General features: G+C 42.2%; 18 protein-coding genes. 3 read left to right on the plus strand and 15 right to left on the minus strand.

What is annotated here, in order from left to right:
• Positions 1 to 79 precede the first annotated feature (79 nt).
• From trpS to L990_RS05160, 13 genes are all read right to left on the minus strand, one after another.
• Positions 80 to 1,168, minus strand: a complete 1,089-nt coding sequence (gene trpS / locus L990_RS05100) for a tryptophan--tRNA ligase (protein ID WP_047446202.1) — start codon at positions 1,166 to 1,168, stop codon at positions 80 to 82.
• A 98-nt stretch (positions 1,169 to 1,266) separates the two neighbouring features.
• A complete protein-coding gene (gene trpA, locus L990_RS05105) occupies positions 1,267 to 2,043 on the minus strand; it encodes a tryptophan synthase subunit alpha (RefSeq protein WP_047446203.1) in 777 nt (258 codons plus the stop codon).
• A gap of 11 nt (positions 2,044 to 2,054) precedes the next feature.
• Positions 2,055 to 3,239 carry a tryptophan synthase subunit beta gene (trpB, locus tag L990_RS05110; RefSeq protein WP_047446206.1) on the minus strand — a complete coding sequence of 395 codons (1,185 nt, stop codon included), beginning with the start codon at positions 3,237 to 3,239 and terminating at the stop codon, positions 2,055 to 2,057.
• Positions 3,224 to 3,868, minus strand: a complete 645-nt coding sequence (locus tag L990_RS05115; RefSeq protein WP_047446207.1) for a phosphoribosylanthranilate isomerase — start codon at positions 3,866 to 3,868, stop codon at positions 3,224 to 3,226. The genes trpB and L990_RS05115 overlap by 16 nt, the downstream gene beginning before the upstream one ends.
• 11 nt (positions 3,869 to 3,879) lie before the next feature.
• The gene (gene trpC / locus L990_RS05120; protein ID WP_047446209.1) at positions 3,880 to 4,698 is read right to left on the minus strand and encodes an indole-3-glycerol phosphate synthase TrpC; all 819 of its coding nucleotides are present in this window, start codon (positions 4,696 to 4,698) and stop codon (positions 3,880 to 3,882) included.
• 1 nt (position 4,699) lies between these two features.
• On the minus strand, positions 4,700 to 5,692 hold the full coding sequence (trpD, locus tag L990_RS05125; protein WP_047446211.1) for an anthranilate phosphoribosyltransferase: 993 nt from the start codon (positions 5,690 to 5,692) through the stop codon (positions 4,700 to 4,702).
• 123 nt (positions 5,693 to 5,815) lie between these two features.
• The gene (locus L990_RS05130) at positions 5,816 to 6,391 is read right to left on the minus strand and encodes an anthranilate synthase component II (RefSeq protein ID WP_047446214.1); all 576 of its coding nucleotides are present in this window, start codon (positions 6,389 to 6,391) and stop codon (positions 5,816 to 5,818) included.
• Positions 6,392 to 6,393: 2 nt separating this feature from the next.
• Complete coding sequence (locus L990_RS05135) at positions 6,394 to 7,809, minus strand: anthranilate synthase component I family protein (protein ID WP_047446215.1); 1,416 nt, start codon at positions 7,807 to 7,809, stop codon at positions 6,394 to 6,396.
• A 273-nt stretch (positions 7,810 to 8,082) separates the two neighbouring features.
• Positions 8,083 to 8,430, minus strand: coding sequence for a tetratricopeptide repeat protein (locus L990_RS05140; RefSeq protein ID WP_047446216.1), 348 nt, complete (start codon positions 8,428 to 8,430; stop codon positions 8,083 to 8,085).
• Positions 8,423 to 9,424, minus strand: a complete 1,002-nt coding sequence (locus tag L990_RS05145) for an L-histidine N(alpha)-methyltransferase (protein ID WP_047446217.1) — start codon at positions 9,422 to 9,424, stop codon at positions 8,423 to 8,425. Before L990_RS05145 ends, L990_RS05140 begins: the two co-directional genes overlap by 8 nt.
• 178 nt (positions 9,425 to 9,602) lie before the next feature.
• Entirely contained in the window at positions 9,603 to 10,106 is a 504-nt protein-coding gene (locus L990_RS05150; RefSeq protein WP_047446219.1) for a flavodoxin, read from the minus strand.
• A 21-nt stretch (positions 10,107 to 10,127) separates the two neighbouring features.
• Positions 10,128 to 12,176, minus strand: a complete 2,049-nt coding sequence (locus L990_RS05155; protein WP_047446220.1) for a thiamine pyrophosphate-dependent enzyme — start codon at positions 12,174 to 12,176, stop codon at positions 10,128 to 10,130.
• 11 nt (positions 12,177 to 12,187) lie between these two features.
• Positions 12,188 to 13,501: a dihydrolipoamide acetyltransferase family protein gene (locus L990_RS05160; protein ID WP_047446221.1), complete on the minus strand. Its 1,314-nt coding sequence runs from the start codon at positions 13,499 to 13,501 to the stop codon at positions 12,188 to 12,190.
• A 185-nt stretch (positions 13,502 to 13,686) separates the two neighbouring features.
• Between L990_RS05160 and L990_RS05165 the strand changes: the two genes are divergently transcribed.
• Positions 13,687 to 13,899: a MoaD/ThiS family protein gene (locus tag L990_RS05165; RefSeq protein ID WP_047446222.1), complete on the plus strand. Its 213-nt coding sequence runs from the start codon at positions 13,687 to 13,689 to the stop codon at positions 13,897 to 13,899.
• Positions 13,899 to 14,765, plus strand: a complete 867-nt coding sequence (locus L990_RS05170; RefSeq protein WP_047446223.1) for an NAD(P)-dependent oxidoreductase — start codon at positions 13,899 to 13,901, stop codon at positions 14,763 to 14,765. The genes L990_RS05165 and L990_RS05170 overlap by 1 nt, the downstream gene beginning before the upstream one ends.
• A 68-nt stretch (positions 14,766 to 14,833) precedes the next feature.
• On the opposite strand, the gene L990_RS05175 is transcribed toward L990_RS05170, so the two are convergent.
• Positions 14,834 to 16,558, minus strand: a complete 1,725-nt coding sequence (locus L990_RS05175; protein WP_052180756.1) for a PNGase F N-terminal domain-containing protein — start codon at positions 16,556 to 16,558, stop codon at positions 14,834 to 14,836.
• 391 nt (positions 16,559 to 16,949) lie between these two features.
• Here L990_RS05175 and L990_RS05180 point away from each other — a divergent pair, with 391 nt between their 5' ends.
• Entirely contained in the window at positions 16,950 to 17,663 is a 714-nt protein-coding gene (locus L990_RS05180; protein WP_047446224.1) for a hypothetical protein, read from the plus strand.
• Between the two features lie 283 nt (positions 17,664 to 17,946).
• Here L990_RS05180 and L990_RS20505 read toward each other — a convergent pair whose 3' ends face one another.
• Entirely contained in the window at positions 17,947 to 18,078 is a 132-nt protein-coding gene (locus L990_RS20505; RefSeq protein WP_262480642.1) for a hypothetical protein, read from the minus strand.
• Positions 18,079 to 18,215 lie beyond the last annotated feature (137 nt).

Here is an 18,215-nt window from a genome sequence, read left to right on the forward strand (position 1 = left end):
AGGGTATTTATTGGGGCGGGAATTTCCCGCCCTTTTGCAATAAAGGCCTGTATTTACAGGCCTTTACAGTTGGAACGTGTTAGATTTCCATATTCATTGCTTTTCGCACTTCTGCTAGCGTTTGGCTGGCAACTTCGCGAGCTTGGCTTATTCCGTGGCGTAGCACAGCACGGATGTACTCGGGATCTGCTTCCAGCTGTTTACGCTTTTCACGATGAGGCCGTAAAAAGTCGTTTATACTTTCTGTAAGCATTTTTTTTAGCATGCCGCCACCACCTTCTCCTATTTTTTCGGCAAGTATTTCGGGTGTTTCTCCTGTCGATAACGAAAGGAGCATCAGAAGATTTGCCACTTCAGGTCTGCGTTCTGGTTCGTAGGTAATTAAGCGCTCAGCATCGGTTTTTGCCCTTTTGATTAGCTGTGCTGTTTCATCTTCTGTAGAAGATAGCATAATGGCGTTATTGCGGCTCTTGCTCATCTTTTGTGAACCATCAAGGCCCAAAATCATAGGGGCATTACTTAGAAGTGGTTGTGGTTCAGGGAAAATAGTTTCGCCACCAGCAAAACGATCGTTAAAACGTCGGGCAATGGTGCGAGTCAATTCAAGATGAGGTAGTTGGTCTTTGCCTACAGGCACAACATTTCCTTTACAAAAAAGGATATCAGCAGCCTGATGTACTGGGTACGTGTACATTCCTGCATTAATACTTTTTTGACCAGACGCTTGGATTTCTTCCTTTACGGTAGGATTTCTATTTAGCTCTGCATTAGAAACAAGCGTAAGGAAGGGGAGTAGAAGCTGATTCAGCTCCGGAACATGGCTATGTGGAAAAATGACTGTACGGCCATTTTCAGGGTCTAATCCAGCAGCGAGGTAATCTATCGTCAGCTGCTTAACATTATCGGATATTTGTTCGAATGTATTTCTATCAGTTAGGACTTGATAGTCAGCAATAACTATAAAAGTTGGAACTCCTAACTTTTGCAACCTAACGCGATTTTGTAGCGAGCCAAAAAGATGACCTATATGTAGTTTCCCTGTTGGACGATCTCCTGTTAGAACTCTATATTTTAATGGATTGGCAATGATATCCTGCTCCAATTTAAGGCTTCTGGCTACAGCCGCCTCATAAGTTCCGCCGTATTCCAAATTCTCGTTGTTCTCCATTGTAGCTATTTCGTTTTATATATTCATCAAATTAGTGGAACAAATTTAGCAAAAACTGAGTGGCTTTTTGCTAGTTTTTGCGATAAATGGCTTTATCGTTAGCCTTTTAGTGATGAAACAAACTCTTTGATGCTGTTTTCTATATTAGAACTTTTTCTTAAGATTCGAATAAAGGCACTTCCTATAATTGCTCCATTACAGAAGGATGTTGCTTCCTCGAAGGTTTGTTTGTTGTGAACACCAAATCCTACCATAAGTGGATTTTTTAGGTTCATTTCAGACACTTTTTTAAAGTAGCTGATTTGTGATTCTGATATACCGTTGGTGCCTCCCGTTGTGGCCGTTGTACTTACCATGTAGATAAAACCGCTTGTCATTTTGTCAATCTTCCGAATGCGATCTTCGGGTGTCTCAGAAGTTATGAGCATATTGAACGTGAGGTTGTTTTTGTTTACAATCTTATCGTATTTCATTGCTTCATATTCATAGCAAGGAAGATCTGGAATAATAAGTCCGTCTACACCAACGTTGGATGCGTATTGGCAGAATTTTTCGAATCCAAAAACATTTACAGGATTGAAGTAGCTCATAAGCACTACTGGTATAGATACTCGTTGGCGTAATTCGCTGAGCTGTTCGAAAAGCACTTTTATTCTCATTCCATTTTGTAAGGCGATGGCCGACGATTCTTGAATTGTAGGTCCGTCAGCAATTGGATCGGAGTAGGGAATACCTAACTCAACCATATCAACTCCATTACATTCGAGCTCTTCTATTACAGAAATGGTATCATTTAAGCTAGGAAAACCAGCTGTAACGTAGACAGAAAGTATTTTTTTTGATTTTGAAGCGAAAAGTGCTTTTATTCTGCTCATTGCTTATTCCTTTACATGTTATTCATAACTTCAATGTAGGTAGCCATGTCCTTATCGCCGCGGCCCGATAGGTTGACAACAACAATGTCGGTCGGTTTCATCTTTAATTTAGGTAGAAGGGCTAGCGCATGGGAAGACTCTAATGCAGGAATAATACCCTCTTCGCGGGTTAACTCAAAGGCTGCTTTAATAGCCTCTTCATCATTTATCGGAAGATAAACTCCTCTTCGGGTGCTATGTAAATGAGCATGAAGAGGACCAACTCCAGGGTAATCTAATCCAGCCGAAATTGAATGTGCATCACAGACTTGGCCATCTTCGGTTTGCATTAGGATTGTTTTAAATCCATGAATAATACCATCCGTTCCAATGGTCAACGTTGCTGCTGTTTTTCCAGAATCAGGGCCGCATCCGCCTGCTTCTGCACCATAAAGAGCTACACGTTGGTCATCAATAAAATGGTAAAATGCGCCAGCCGCATTACTACCTCCCCCTACGCAGGCTAGAATAGCGTCTGGATGGGAGCGACCTTCCAAATTCAGAAGTTGTTTCGCAATTTCTTCGCTTATTATAGACTGAAACTTTGCAACCATATCAGGGTAGGGATGCGGCCCAACTACCGACCCTAGCAAGTAATGGGTATTTTCGTTGTTTGACATCCAGTATCGAATAGCTTCGTTGCAAGCATCATTCAACGTTTTTGTTCCAGTTGTTGCGGGAATGACTTCTGCACCTAACATTTTCATGCGCATTACATTTGGCTGCTGACGCTGCATGTCTAATTCGCCCATGATGACAGTACACTCCAGCCCCAATAGAGCTGCGGCAGTTGCTGATGCAACGCCGTGCTGGCCTGCCCCTGTTTCTGCTATTATTTTTTTCTTACCTAACCGCTTGGCCAATAGTGCTTGACCTATTACGTTGTTTAGTTTATGGGATCCTGTATGGCATAGATCTTCGCGTTTAAGGTATATTTTAAAGCCATACTTTGCTGATAGCTTCTTTGCATGAAAAAGAGGGGTTGGACGACCAACATAGTTTCTCATTAAATCCTCAAACTCGGCCTTGAAACTTGAATCTTGAGTAATTTCTAGGTACTTTACTCTTAGTTCATCAACATTCTTTTGAAGCATTTCTGGAATATATGCACCTCCATATATTCCGTAGTATCCATGTTCATTTACTTCCTTGTACATTGTTTTATCTTCTTTATTAGTTTTTTTACTTTGTTTACATCCTTGATTCCAGCAATCTCTTCAAATTTGCTGTTGATATCAATCCCTTTTAGCTTTTCGTGTTTAAGTCCTATAATTGAATCTATATCATCTAGATCGATTCCACCACTAATCAGAAACTCAAGATTGTTGCTGTATTGTTTGAGTATTTCATGATTAAATTTTTGGCCACTTCCGCCATAGTTTTCTGATTTTGTGTCAAAAAGGAAATAGGTACAGCACCTGCTGTAGGCTTCTAGTTCTGCAGGAAGTTGATCTACGACACCAAATGCTTTCATTATAGGGATTCGAGTTGCTAGTGATTGGCAATACTCGATACTCTCATTCCCATGTAGCTGAAGTATGTCAAATGTTCTGCTATCAGCAATTTGTTTTGCCCTATGTAACGGTTCATTTACGAGAACCGCCACTTTTTTTATTCCTTTTGGTAGTAGAGCTATTATCTCTTTAGCTTTAAGAAAATCTATATAGCGACTTGATTTGGGGTAAAGAATGAACCCCATCATATTGGGTTGTAGCATTGCAATTTCCTCTGCATTTGCAGCATCTGTTATGCCACATACTTTAACTAGGAGTTCATTTTTGTCCATATACCTGTTTTTTAGTATAAAACCTCGTTATCAGTATTATGCAATTCTTTTCTAATAGAAGAAATAAATTGGTTGCAGGCCACCTCTGGCTGTGGTTGTTTCATAAATAATTCACCTATAAGAAATGCGTTAAACCCAGCTCGTCTTAATGCTAAATAATCATCAATGCTCGAAATTCCGCTTTCTGCAATTGTAACGACAGATTTTGGGAGCTTGCTTAGCATATCTGTAGCATGTGATAGGTTTACATTAAACGTATTGAGATTTCGGGAGTTAATTCCAACCATTTGAGCTTGCATTGGAAGTTTTTCCAAATCTTTTTCGGTATGAACCTCAATAAGCGCCTCTAAACCTATTGAGTGGGCATAACTTAAATAGTCATTTAGCTGCTCCTTTTCAAGTATTTCAGCAATTAGAAGAATGGCATCAGCTCCGATTGCTTTTGCTTCTGCTATCTGAAAAATATCGACAACAAAGTCTTTTCTAAGTATTGGAATATTGGTAAGCCTCTTCGCCTCTATTAAATCGATGTCACTTCCTGCAAAGTATTCTGATTCTGTTAGTATAGAGATAGCACTAGCTCCATAAGCCTCATATCCTTTGACAATATTTTCAAACTTTGCGTTGGTATTTATCACACCTTTAGAAGGCGATTTTCTCTTAAACTCAGCAATAATCCCTAAATCCTCAGGATCGAGAAGATGTTCTTTTAGTGAAAGTCCTATTCTTTGAAAGTTAGGAGTAGTTTCAAAATATTGGATGGTGTGTATACACTTTCGATGCTTTACTTCTTCCATTTTCGACATCACTATTTCTCTAAGTATGCTCATACTACTGCATGTTTATTAGTTGCTTAAATGATCTAAGGGCTTTTTGCGATAGCAGTGTTTCCTTAGCCAAGGCTATCGATTCATTTAGCGAAATGGCCTTATTATAGCAGCAAATTGCTAATGCAGAGTTTGCTATTATAACCTCATTTTGGGCCGTTGTTCCTTTCCCGTTTAAAATGTTTAGGAATATATTTGCCGACTCTTCGATAGTTGTTCCGCCTTGGATATCTATTGGTTTTAATTTGGAGAATCCGTATTGTACAAAGTCTATCAGGGTTTCTCCATTTTGGCTAAAATGCTTAATAGGTGAGGTTAAGGATACCTCATCATACCCGTCAAGAGAGTAAACTACGGAAAACTGTTTTTCTTGAGATTGAAGTAAGTAGGTGTAAACACGTCCAACTTCGGCGCTGTAGACTCCACTTAGTTGGAAATGAGGATTTGCTGGATTTACAACAGGCCCTAGTAGGTTGAAAATTGTTTTTACACCAAGCTGCTTTCTTACAGAGCCAACCGCCTTTAGTGCTGGATGAAATAGTGGGGCATGCATAAAGCAGATGTTTACTTTTTCTAGCTCATGTTGAAGTTTTGCTTCATCGTTAGAAAATTTGTAACCTAGATACTCCATTACGTTTGAAGAGCCACTTATGGACGAAACTCCATAGTTTCCATGTTTGGCTACGGGTATTCCTGCTGCAGCTACAACAAAGGATGAAATGGTGGAAATATTGAAGGTATTTTTACCATCTCCACCAGTTCCGCAGAGATCAATAGTATTTCCATTATTTAGATTTACTCCTTTAGCCAAATCTAGTAGAGCGCTTCTAAATCCTTGTAGTTCTTCTATTGTTATGTTTCTCATAATGTATGCCGTTAATATTGCAGACATTTGAGCCTCGTTAGCCTCGTTGTGGGCTAACTTATACATAAGCGTCTTGGCTTCGTCCTCAGATAACTTTTGATGGTCAATTAGCTTGTTTATTAATTGTTTCATATTGAAATTCAGTTAGTTTTGGTTGTTTTAATTTTTTAAAAAAAGCGTAAGTATACCCAGACCACACGTTTGGAGTCTTTCTCTCTTTGTTTGTGTAGTTTACTTAAAAGGAGTTTATGCTTATCAGAACTTACTTATCCAACTTTCAATTATTTGGAAACCTAATGGAGTTAAAACAGATTCTGGATGAAATTGAACTCCGGAAACATCATATTCATTGTGGCTAAGTGCCATTATCTCTCCATTCTCATCTTCTGCTTCAATTGTTAAGCAGCTAGGAAGTGTTTTCTTAGAAACTATCCACGAATGGTACCTACCAACTTCAATGTTTGTGGGTAAGTTCTTAAAGATATAATGAGATGGCGTTTTTATCTTGATTGGGGTTGCAACTCCGTGAAATACGGTATTTAGATTTTCAAGGCTACCTCCGAATGCTTCTGCAATGGCTTGTTGGCCTAGGCAAACTCCAAATATTCGTTTCGTTTTATGATATTGGCGAATAAGAGGAAGTAGTAGTCCCGCTTCACAAGGAATTCCTGGTCCTGGAGAGAGAATAATTCCATCATACCTTTCGATATCTTCTAACGAAATTTCGTCATTGCGGTACACATCGACCTTGTGGCCACCTACACTTCGTACGTAATGCACTAAATTATAAGTGAAAGAATCGTAGTTGTCGAAAACGAGTATGTTTGCCATAGCTAGATATTTGAATAGTTTGCAGCACTTAAAAGAGATGAACGTAGCGCGTTTAACTTGTTGTTGACTTCTTGAAGTTCTCCATCTTCCGTAGAGTCTATTACTACACCTGCCCCTGCTTGATAGGTAAGTGTCCCGTTCTTGCTAAAAAATGAACGAATGGTGATAGCGTGATTTATTGTTCCATTTAGACCAATATAGCCAATTCCTCCTCCGTAGTAGCCTCTTTGTGTGGGTTCTAATGCTGATATTATCTCAACCGCTTTATGTTTTGGGGCACCGCTTAGGGTTCCTGCTGGGAATGTTTTGGCAAATAGCGTGAATGGTGTAATCTCTCGGGTAATGTCTCCTGTTACAGTAGATACGAGATGAATTACATGCGAGAATGTTTGTATCTCTTTGTATGTTTCTACGGTAACATTATTGCAGCATCTGCTTAGGTCGTTACGAGCTAAATCCACAAGCATTACATGCTCGGCATTTTCTTTGGGGCTGCTAATAAGCTCTTTCGTAAGTTCTATATCTAGCAGGCTATTTCCTGTTCGTTGTACTGTTCCTGCAATGGGGTTAATCGTCGCTTTTCCATCGCTTATCTTAAGTTGTGCTTCTGGTGATGATCCAAATATTTTAAAAGCGATGTAATCGAAGTAGAATAGGTAAGGAGAGGGGTTTACTGAGCGTAATGCTCTATAAACATTAAACTCATCGCCGATAAATTGTTGTTGATAAGGCTTTGATACAACTAGTTGAAAGACATCACCTCGTTGGCAATATTCTTTAGATTTAGTAACCATTTTCTTATAGGTGGTATCTGCAAGAGGTTCAACTTCATCTCCAATAACACCAAAAGGATAAGAATTATAGTTGTGATTACTTAGTCGTGCAGCAACGCTTTCTGTTAACTGGTATGGTGTATCATCATTATAAAATTCTGTAATAATGAGGGTGTCGTTAAAATGGTTTATGGTGATTACAATCTTGTATAAATCGTAGCGTAGAAATGGAATTTCTCTGTTTGTAGAGGCTTTTTCTACAATAGAAGGGGAAAATTTATCAAATAGATAAACGCAATCAAACGAGGTAAATCCGAACAGGCCGTCAATGTCGCTATCTTCATTTCCTTCTATTTGGATGGTGCCTATAAAGTCATCTACTTGCTTAGCTAACTCCGCTATACCATCTGTTTTTCTTTCAAGGTTGGGGAGGTAGGATGTAAATCCATTTTCATTGACCTCGATTCCGAGTATAGGATTGAGGCATATGTGCGAAAATGCATTTTGTTGGGAGCTGTAATCTGTGCATTCAAGCATGATAGTTCCAGGGTAAGCATCTCGTAACTTCAGGTAAATTCCAACTGGGGTATGAGTGTCCGCTGGAAGTTTTAATGCTTGCTTCTTTAGTGCGTATTTTGTTTTCATTGTTTTGTTGTGGGGTAAATAAAAAAGGGGCTCGCTTGTGCTAAGCGAGCCCCTTGGGTATTTTGATTTACATCTAACTTTTAGGCATAACGGCTTAACACAACAAGTATTTGTTGCGCCACCACCATGCTTGAGTATTCTGTAAATTGAAGTTCATTTTTTCGTTTTTATATCGTTGCAAGTATATGCATGATTTATTAAAACTGCAACTATTTTTTCAAATAAAAATTCTAGTGGTAGAAAATTTTATTTTAAATACTTGATAGTTAATCGTTACAGGCCTTCTATGAGATCTAGGTCGGTGTATGGATTTTCGTAGTAAAAGTTGTTTGTGATCTGCAGTATACTATTTATTAGGCCAATTTCACTGTCGGGTCTAGGATCTGTAGGGGTTAGACTTCTGGCTTTATTCAATGCGTTTATGGCATCGCCATACTTGCTCATTTTTTTGTAGATTCTACCTTGGTAGAGGTATAGTTCAAATGATTCAACCCCCGATTCTTGGGTCAACGTTATTTCGTCGAGAGCCGCTTGATACTGCTGCTGGTCGAAAAGGGTGATTACTTTATTTATGTGATCCATTTTCTCAAAATTCCGAATATGAGGCGCATAGTTAAGCATTTTTTTGCCAAATCGATAGCAAAAAGTAATGTTTTTCATCGTAGAGATAGAGCGACGGTGTAAATCCAGTACAAAGTTCCAGAAAGTAGATTTCTTCTTCCTCGTATTTTTTATAAGTATCAATAAGAATCGTTTCCCATGCTTTGAATGGAATATTCTCATTAATTAATGAAAACCTTACGGTTTGATCCATAGTGCTTACCAGGTAGTTTTTGTATTCGCCAGTTTCGGGATCGTAACAGGATTGATGAATAAAATTGTTGGGATCAATATTTCCTGAAAGAGTATTGCTTATTTGTTCTAAAAAATTCAAATAGATTGCTTTTGCAACGTCATGCTTGTCATTCATTGCATTTTGAATGATCCTTGGGTCTTTTTTCAAGTCAAAGCCAATTAGTACCAAATCTCCAATATTAAGCGTGCTGCTTAGATCCTGAAGGATTTCAATTGCCTCATTGAATCGATAATTTTCTATTTTTTTGCTTAAAAAGATGACAACTTTACGTGTTTTGTCCGCTTTTAAATCGTGAAGTATTTCGCTGTAATCACCTGCTAACGGAAATATGTTCATGGTAGGATAGCTATTCCAAATATCAACCGCAATATATTCAAGATCGTGGTTGGAGTCTGCTATTGGGATATAGTCAAAGGTGGCGCTGTTTTTCCAAAAATAGTCAAGCAAAAGGCGTGTTTTATCATTCTCAGAGATTCCAATATCGATCAACTTAAATCTTCCTTTTTTGCTGAACGTCTCTAAAATGCGTTTGCTCTCATTCTCAATTATTTCTATCTCGCACTTGTTTATATAGTATTCTTCCCTTTTGTGTAATTCTTGAAACGGAGAGTCAGCAGGTAAGCTGTATAGATATTTGAAGGGTAAATATTTGGGAATAGATTTTAGTCCTTCAAGTATGTCTTTAACGAATTCGCTTATGGTGTCATCTAGCATTAGTGGAACTAGAGCATTACTTTCCTGACCTTCAATCTCTGCCATCTGTTCACCGTATTACTGGTTAATACCTTCTCCTAGGTCAATAGTTAGAACAGCCTGTATTGAAGTTATGTTATGCCAATGGAGGTGTTTCTTTAATGCAAAAGGGATTATTAACAATAAACCCCTAATAATATCACATTTTAGGGGTTTAACATCGCTGTATTAACTCTGGTTTACTCTATCTGAAAGCCTTTTTTAGGGAATCAACCCAACTTGAGATACGCTTGTCGTTTAGCTTATTCTGATTTTCGAAATCTAGGATTAAACCAGTAAACACGCCATCCTTTGCGGCTAAAGAGGACTCATAGGCGTATCCTTCAGTGGATGTTTTTCCTACAATATTTGCGCCTTGTGATTCAATAATTTCAGCCATAACGCCCACAGCATCACCAAAATTTTCGGGGTAGTCAACTTGGTTTCCGTTTCCAAAAATAGCTATGTTCTTCTTGCTTAAATCCATCTCTTCAATGGCGGGTACAAACTCATCCCAATAGCTGGGTAGCTCACCATCAAACCATGTTGGAACACCTAGTATTAAGTTGTCATACTTTAAAAAAAGGTCGGAAGTAATGGTGTCGGCATCAACTTTCTCGATACCTTCTCCAAAGTATTCGGCGATTTTTTCGGCCGCTTTACTCGTTTTGTGCGCCCTGAAGCTATATATGATTGCGTTTTTTTTCATCTTCAATCGATATTTTAATAGTTAGTAATCAAGTATCTCTTTTGCAGCATCGTAAATACGTTTCATGTCTGGAAGTATTGCTGCTTCAAGGATTCTGTTAAAGCCCACAGGTGTGTAGGTTGAACCAACTCGGCGTACTGGAGCATCTAGATGTTGGAAGCCTTCATTGGCAATCATTGCTGCTATCTCGCCTCCAAATCCTCCAAAAACTTTGTCTTCGTGCACAACAAGCACCTTGTTGGTTTTTTTAACAGACTCGAGTATGGTTTCCTTGTCCAGAGGTACGAGCGAACGAATATCTACAACTTCAACGGTTTTGCCTGTTTCTTTTTCAATTTGTTCTGCAGCTTCGAGGCTGAGGTGCGTTGTATTTCCGTAAGTTACAATGGTAATATCATTGCCCTCTTTACGAATACGTGCTTTTCCAAACGGAACTTCAAAATCATCAGGGACAACTGTTGCTGCTTTTGGAGAGTTGTATAGCGCCTTAGGTTCAAGGAACAGGGTCAACCCTTTAGATCTCATCGAAGAGCGAAGTAAACCTGCTGCATCGTCGGCAAATGAGGGATAAACTATACGTACGCCAGGGATGGAAGCCAATGCGCCTTCTATATTTTGCGAGTGGTATAATCCGCCACCGATATAACCGCCTGATGCTAAACGAATGGTGATGTTCGGGCTAAATTTCCCGTTGCTGCGCCAGTAGTCGTGCGAGGTATCTACGTACTGTTCCATTGCTGGCCAGAAGTAGTCAGCAAATTCGGCACCTTCAACAACGATTCTGATTTTTTCGTTGAAGCGGCTCATCCCATTAGCGGTTCCAAGGATAAAGTCTTCGGCAATAGGACCATTAAATACGCGACCTTTACCAAATTCTTGCTGCATTCCTTTGGTTACATTAAAAATGCCCCCTTTATCCTTATTGGCAACGTCTTGACCCCAAATAAAGGTATCTGGGTTATGCCTAAATTCCGCTTTTAGTGTTTCGTTTATTCCTTCTATAAGCTTTTTGCTTTGGCCTGATTCGTTGTGCGTTCCATCTATCCATTTGGTAGGCTTGTAAGGCTCTGGAGCGACAAAATCGTAGATGGATTTAGGATCAGGATCGGGCGCTGCCATTGACTTTTTATGTGCTGCTTTTACCTCTTCCTTTACCTTTTCATCAATTTTTTGAAGTTCCTGCTCTGTAAGCCTATTATAGCGAACCAGTAGCCTACGATACTTCGCAAAAGGATCATATTCCTTTACGTAGCTGCGCTCGTTTTCGTCTCGGTATAGCTCGTGGCGGTCTGAATTGGAGTGCGAGTGCATTCGAACGCAGTTAGCCTGTACAATAACAGGCATTTGGTTGGCAATAGCCCATTCTTTTGCTTCCACCATGGTGTTCATCGAATCGAAAACATCCTTGCCGTTGCAGTGCATTATGCGGATGTTTTTGAATCCAACAAAGTTATTGGCAACCTTTCTGTTGGCTGTTTGGTCTTCTTTTGGTACGGATATCCCGTAGCCGTTATCTTGAAAAACGAAGATAACAGGTAGCTTTTCGCGTGAAGCTCCGTTAATTGCCTCGTAAACGTATCCTTCGGATACCGATGATTCTCCTTGGGAGCTAATTGCTACGCCTTTTGACTGGTAGTATTTAAGTGCGCGTCCAACTCCTGCCGCATGAAGCGTGTGATTCCCTGTGGCTGAAGATACGTTGTGGATATTCCATTCTGGCTTAGCAAGATGGTTACTCATGTGTCTACCACCGCTTGACGGGTCGGTTGCTTTTGATATACCGTTTAGGATAACTTCCTCGCCAGTCATACCTGCAGAGATGGCTGTAAGCATGTCTCGGTAGTATGGGAACAGAAAGTCGTGTTCTTTATCGAAAATTTGCCCAATAGCGAGCTGAATACCGTCGTGACCAGCATAAGGGGCATGGTAGCTCCACCCAATGGCTTGCTTGAGGTAATTTGGGGCTCTATCGTCAATTGCTCTACCAAGAGCCATCAGGTAGTACCACTTTTCAAGTGTCTCCTTGGGGGTTTGTGCTATCCCGTATTTTTTATCTTTTCGCTTTTCCATTACTTTTCAAATTATATGTCTCTATTAATGTCGAATTGCTCCAGGTAATCGGCAATTCTGCGAAGGAAGTTACCTCCAAGCATGCCATCAACCACTCTATGATCGTAGCTTAGCGATAGGAACATCTTTTGGCGGGCAACAATCATGTCTCCGTGAGGTGTTTCTAGCACTGTTGGCTTTTTCTCAATGGTTCCTGTTGCAAGAATGGCAACTTGAGGCTGGTTGATAATGGGGGTTCCCATAACGTTGTTGAAAGAGCCAAAGTTCGAAATAGTGAACGTTCCTCCTTGGATATCATCAGGCGAAAGCTTTCCGTCGCGCGCATTGCTGGCTAAGCGGTTAAGCTCTGCTGCTTGTCCTGCAACGTTAAGTAAATCGGCGTTGCGAACCACCGGAACGATAAGGTTTCCGCTTGGAAGCGCAACGGCAATCCCTAGGTTGATATTTTTACGGTAGATGATTTTATCGCCATCTACAGATGCGTTTACGGCAGGGAAATCTCTAAGCGCCTTAGCTACGGCCTCCATGAATATTGGCATGTAGGTTAGCTTTACTCCGTAGCGTTTCTCAAAGCCCGACTTGTTTTTGTTTCTCCAATCCACCACATTCTGCATATCAACCTCCACCATTGCTGTTACGTGGGCTGCGGTATGCTTGCTGTGTACCATATGCTCTGCTATTAGCTTGCGCATGCGGTCCATTTCTACTACGGTATCTTCTGCTCCAACAGATACGTTTACTTTTACTTTTGGAGCATCAGGAGCAGGTGCCGCCGCTTGTGCTTGTGGTTGTACCTGAGCCTGCGTGGCAGTTTTTGGAGCAGGAGCAGAGCCTCGATTTTCGAGGTAGCCTAGGATATCCTCCTTGCGAACTCTTCCTTCGGCACCAGAACCGTGTAGCTGCTCTAGCTCTGCAACGCTAATTCCTTCCTGTTTGGCTATGCTTTTTACCAGCGGAGAGTAGAAGCGGGTTGCTTGAGACGCGTCGGAAGATTCCTCCTTACCGCCAGCTGAGGCTGTAGCAGCAGCAGTGGTGCTGGCTGGTACCTCTTCGGATGTGCTTGGCACCTCCGATTCGTCGCTACCATCTGTGTTGATGAGCGCGATAACCGTACCTACTGCAACCAAGTCGTTCTCCTTAAAGAACACTTTTACAACTTTTCCGTCAACAGGCGAAGGGATTTCAGAGTCTACCTTATCGGTGGCAATCTCGAGTAGAGATTGTTCCTCTTCTATAACATCCCCCTCTTTTATAAACCATTTGGTTATGGTTGCCTGCTCAACACTTTCGCCCAACTTGGGCATTTTAAGTTCGAAATGTGGCATTTTATTTTGTTTATCTGAATTTTAATGCCTCTTTAACAAGACAAAATTTAAAATGTTTGATGCTCTTAGGCGATTGTAACATTTTAATGGTACGAGTGGTTGCAAGAATTATGGTTAACTTCTTTTTATTCTGCTTACATCTTCATCACTAAAAAGCTACCTTTGTTCTAACAAAATTTTTTGCCATGCAGCTAATAGTAAACGGAAAAGAGGTCGAAATAGACCGCGAAATTGTAAAAATAGGCGACTTGCTAGGGCTTCTTTCAATAAAACGCATTCCTGGAATGTCTATAAAGGTTAACGGGGAGCCCATTCGCCAAACCATGTGGATTAAGTACCCCGTTTTTGATGGGGATGTTCTTGATATATACTCATCAGAAGAAATAATTATTAAGTAATGAGTTTACGTATTGGCTGGATTGGTTTAGGAAATATGGGGGCACCCATGGCCGCCAATCTGATTAAAGCAGGCTTTGAGGTGGCGGTTTACAACCGCACCGAGGCAAAGATGGCTGCGCTTGTCGATTTGGGGGCTAAACCAACAGCTTCCATTGCGGAGCTGGTGGCTTTTGCCGACGTAATTGTAACCATGGTGTCAGACGATGCCGCCGTAAAGGAAATTTATGACGGCCCTAACGGCGTTTTCTCCTGCAAAGGACTTAGCGGGAAAGTTTGCGTTGATATGAGCACCGTTTCGCCCGAAACCTCGAAGGATTTAGCCTACAAGGCAGAGGTGGAGCTGATGTTGTACCTCGATGCTCCTGTTTCTGGAAGCGTTAAGCCGGCGCAGGATGGGCAGCTGGTGATTATGGTAGGCGGAAGCCGGTTGGCCTACAATACGGCAAAGCCAATTTTTGATGTACTTGGTAAGCTGTCGTTATTTTTAGGCGATAATGGCGCTGGAAACTCCGCAAAGCTGGCCATAAATCTGATGCTAGCCTTCTACTTCGAGGGTATGGCCGAAATGACGCTGTTTGCCAACAAGAGCGGCATCAGCACATCCGACATGATGGCTATTCTGAACGAAGGTGCCATGGGATGCGGAATCAGTAAAATAAAAACCAGCAACTTGGTGAATGACGATTTTGCACCCGCTTTTGCGTTAAAGCATTTGGCCAAAGATTTGCGCCTGGCAAAGGAGCAGGGGTTAAGCACCAACGTGGGGCTTACCATAGAGGAAAACTACCAGCATGCGCTCGATGGGGGCTTGGGCGATTTAGATTCTGCCGCCATCATCAAATATCTGAAAGGAAAAGCCGAGTAACATGGCTTTATGATATAGGAAAAGGCATCCTCAAGGATGCCTTTTCTCGTATATTTTGGCGGAATTGCCTATTCAATTTCGCCAACTAGCACGCCCGATAGGCACCAGTGGCTAAAGCTCGATCCTTCTGGTTCGCCAAGAGGAATGTAAACCTTCATCTCGTGCATTCCCTCTGATAGGCCGCTGATAGGTACGTAAACCGGATTGGTTAGCGTGCCTGGGCACCAGCCCGAGCGGCTTAGATCGGACGACGAGATGCCGTTCCAGAAGTTCCCCGATGCAGGGTTATACTCGCGGTAGGTACCGCAGTCGGTGCGCCAAGGGGTAAAGCTGTAAATCGATTTACCATCAAGGAACAGCTCGTTTCTTTTAGGAACAAACTCATCACCGGTGTCCCATCCGCCGTGTCCGGTGGTAATGTAGCGTAGGGTAACGTTCTTAACGCCCTTCGGAACGTCGAACTTTACGCGTAACGAGTCGTCCTTAAACATGGTCGAGTAGGGTTGTCCGCCCATTTCTAGCACGTTGATGGTGGCAAAAATAGGCTTAATCCAGTACTTCTTTTCTGGAGCCTTACTTATTTCTGTTTCATTTAGATGGTACTTTATCTTTAGCGATACCTTGTGGCCTCCCTTATCGTAGTTGCCAATAAAGGCACCAACCCATACTTCGCCTTCAAGGGCTGGTAGCAGCTCGGTTACATCCTGCTTAAAGAACGAGGAATCTCTCCAATTTAGCCCTTCTACAGCGCGGTATCCGTTAAAATGCTTAACACCAAAGCTGGTAAAAAAGCGCATTAGCTCAATAATAGGCGAGAACTCGGGGGTTGCCACCACGCCAGGATACTCTTTGCCCTGCTTATCGGTGTATATAGGAAGAACTTTAGCCCCTTTTCTGATGCCTTCCATAAACGACTGCTTCTTGTCGGTAGGTACAATAAAGATAGATCCGGTACGGTCGTAGGCATCGCCGTTGGAGTACTGTACCAGCTCCACAAAGGCGTTGGCGCTTTGTGGCACCTTAGGAAGCTTAACCTTCTTCATGATTACCGTTCCTCCGGCGTAGCTGAAGGTTTCGTTTGCGGCCTCCTCGTTGCTCGGATTTACTCGGGTAGAGCCCCAGCAGATTTGCTCGTTGGTAAACACGTCTACGGTTTTGATGTAGCTCCCTACCACCATCGAGCGGTAGCGGATGTCTGGCATTATATCGCCATAAGATGCTGGTAAAACCGATGTTGGGATCTGCTTCTTCTTCAGATACTCCACCTTTTCGGCCTTTACCATGCTGTTGCCGTTGCGCACCACCTTTAGCACCAACCCGCTATTGGGGCAGTACGACGATTGTGGCGAGCCCTTTACGCCTGCTTCTTCGGTAAAGTATACTTCAATGGTGTTCGAGAAGAGCACCGCCTTGGCCTTTTTGCACTTAAATCCGAGGATGGTTTCAGTCTCGCTGGTTACCTCGAACTTAGGAAGTTTGGCGAATTCGGTAACGGTGCTCACGCGCTTGCCGGTGTAGAGATCGGCCATTTGGTAGATGCTCTCTTTGCCAAAGTCGATGTAGGTAGCCTCCTTGGGCACCTCGGCAATCCGATTTCCACCCGGCTTAACGGTTTGGATTCGGGCCGCTCCGTTGGCGTACACCAGCTCGGTGTAGCTGTCGCCGCTAACGTCCTTGCCGTTGGAGTAGGTTTTGTACACAACCCTAGCTGCCTTGTCGTACTGGGCCAGCGCTTGGTTGCCGAGCCCTAGGCACAGGCCTAGTGTAATGGTTAAAATGGTGTTTTTCTTCATTAAAAAATGATTTTGGTTGATTATTTGGACCCGCCTCCCTTCTGCTCGAAAGGAGGCCAGCGATTCAAATCTCTGCCTGCAGCCCTTTGGGCCTGCTTTTCTTGCTATAAATGGTCTTCTCGACACAAAAATAGGCTATTCGCTAGATGTTTCACCATGGTGCATTGTCAAATAAAATTAACGGACGGATGGTGTCTTGCTGGCGGGGTGCTACCCTAAAGTTGGGCTCTTTGTGCACTGTGGTGAGCTGGTAATTCGGTCAACTGGCTTGTAAATAGCCATTCGCTGAAAATAAAAGTTAAAAAATATTTTGTTAATACTATTTTTATATTAACTAATTAGCTATTTTTGGTGATGTCTGACGAATTTTTGACCAATACCTATATAACTTATGAAAACACATTCTTACAAGGGAACTTCGGTGCAAATGCTACTTGCACTACGGCTAATTGCAGAAAATGCGCTGGCCATGGTCGATAAAATGAAGGCCGTTCGCGCCAAATGGGACGAAGCTTACTTCAAAACCCTAATCGACACCATCGACTCCATCCTAAAAAACGAGTTTGCCATCGATCCATCCTTCCTACTAAAGGAGAAGACCGAGCAGGTGCAGGCCACCGAGCAGGAGGCTAAATCGGCCCTACAGGTGGTTAAAACCCAGGTCGAAATCGAATTCCGCAACGAGCCTATCAAGCGCGACCGCATCCTTTCGACCCTCGGGCTCACTTTTGTAAAGCAGATTGGAAAGGCCTCGCAGGTGGAGCTGGTAGAAATGCTTACCTGCTTTGATAAGAATCTTACGCCAACCCTAAAAACGGAGCTCTCAAACGTGGGGATAGATGATGCCTGCCTAGATCGGGTTTGCTCGTTTTCCGAAACTTTTTACACCCTTAATACCGAGCAGGAGGTGCTAAAGGTGGGGAAAAAGGATATTTCTGCGGCAATATCCGAAAAGCTAGAGGTCCTTTACGACGAGGTTATCAACCTCTCCAAGCTGGCTTCTGCCATGCTTCCAAACAAGCTCGATGCGGATAAGCTTACCTACCAACGGGCACTTGTCCAAATAGGATATAAGGAACAGAAAGGGAAAAACGATACAAAGTAGAATTAATTAAACCCTAGCCGCATATTTTTAAGTAAAGTATGCGGCTTTTTTGTATCCCAGAGCCCAACTATCGCCAAGCCGTACTTTTATTTGGAGCCAGCTCTTCTTTACGATGGGGGTCAGGAATACTCCATCCTCAAATTTCTGTAGGTAGCTACCGATTTTCCGAAGGTAGATGGTCATTTTCCAAAGTCCGTTGGCTATTTTCCGTCGGTAGATGGCGTTTTCCGGAGTCCGTTGGTTATTTTCCAGAGGTAGTTGCCAATTTTCCGAAGTCCGTTGGTCATTTTCCGTCGGTAGAAGGTGTTTTCCGAAGTCCGTTGGCTATTTTCCAGTGGTAGATGCTAATTTTCCGAAGTCCGTTGGTTCTTTTCCGTCGGTAGATGGCTATTTGCTGCAGGTCGCTAGCAATCATGCACATATAAACGCAAAATCGCCCAACCTTTTGGGTTGAGCGATGGGGTATACTGGTGGCGTATGCGCTCTAGCTGTCGAGCAGTATCGATTTTCCTCTAAAAAGCCCCTTTATTTTCTGCTTCCACTTAAAAAGCG

The organism is Alistipes sp. ZOR0009 (assembly GCF_000798815.1).
Taxonomy (GTDB): domain Bacteria; phylum Bacteroidota; class Bacteroidia; order Bacteroidales; family ZOR0009; genus Acetobacteroides.